A 1,318-nucleotide genomic window follows, 5' to 3' on the forward strand; every position below is an offset into this window, starting at 1 on the left:
AATTTGGTACGTTAAACAAACATCCTTTACAAAGTTAAAGAAACATAGTTTACACTTTTTAAGGTATAATTTGAGGAAAAAATCAAATTATCATGCCTTGGAAAACTACGACAACTATGGAACAAAAAATTGAATTTATTTGTGAATGGCGCACTGGAAAATATACCATCACCGAATTATGTAAAAGTTTTGGAATTTCTAGGCCCACCGCATACAAATTGATTGACCGCTTCGAAAATCAAGGTTATGAGGGGCTAAAAGAGCTATCCAGAAAGCCAGGAAAACATCCAAATACCACGGATGAAAAAATCGTAAAAAGTATTTTAAGGTTAAAAGAAAAACACAAACTCTGGGGCGCTAAAAAAATTAGAGTTTTAATGTTTAAAGAGTTTCCGAAAGATCAAATTCCTTCTGTGGTAACGGTTCATAATATTCTTAGAAAAAATGGTTTGGTATCTCCTCAAAAACGCATGCGAAGAGTCAAACCTGTTTATCCGATTTTTGATCCAAAATCCTGTAATGAAGTATGGAGTGCTGATTACAAAGGTAAGTTTTTAATGGGCAATAAAATCTATTGTCACCCGCTAACCATAGCAGATTCTAAAAGTCGATTTTTATTCACTGCTAAAGGACATTATAAAGAAACCTTAAAAGCTGCAAAAGCAGAGTTTAAAAAGGTTTTTAGGGTTTATGGCATCCCCAAACAAATACATACTGATAATGGAAGTCCTTTTGGATCTGTACGAGCAATACAACGGTATACGCAACTCTCTTATTGGTTTATAGAACTTGGTATTATTCCTGTATTTTCTGATCCAGCACATCCAGAACAAAATGGAAGACATGAACGTATGCATCGGGATTTAAAAGCGGCTTGTGCTACACCTTCTGCTTATGATTTAAAAGCACAACAAAGGCGATTAAACCACTTTGTAAAGGAATATAATAATATACGACCACACGAGGCTTTGGGTATGAAAACACCATCAGATGTACATGATTTTTCTTGTAGGCCATTCCCAGAAAAAATACCACATTATGATTATGATAGTAGCTATAAAGTACTCAAAGTAACTAAGAGTGGCTCCATTAGATGGAAGTCCTATTACTGGGTATATTTAACCGCTGCATTAAAGGGAAAACATGTAGGTATTGAAGAGCTAGGAAATGGTATTTGGAAAGTCTATTATAGAAACGTACTTTTAGGATACTTTAATGAAAAACAATTAAGAAACAAACAACAATCTACAAGGTTAGAAACTAATTTAGTGTAAACACCTAATCTTTAACTTGTGTAAACTATGTATCTTAACGAACA

The 1,318-nt window shown here is 33.8% G+C and carries 1 protein-coding gene; it reads left to right on the forward strand.

Going from position 1 to position 1,318, the window contains the following annotated elements:
• Positions 1-116: 116 nt before the first annotated feature.
• Positions 117-1,274 carry an IS481 family transposase gene (locus Q0856_RS17955; RefSeq protein ID WP_298507211.1) on the forward strand — a complete coding sequence of 386 codons (1,158 nt, stop codon included), beginning with the start codon at positions 117-119 and terminating at the stop codon, positions 1,272-1,274.
• Positions 1,275-1,318: the final 44 nt, after the last annotated feature.

It is taken from the genome of uncultured Maribacter sp., from assembly GCF_947496775.1.
Classification (GTDB): domain Bacteria; phylum Bacteroidota; class Bacteroidia; order Flavobacteriales; family Flavobacteriaceae; genus Maribacter_B.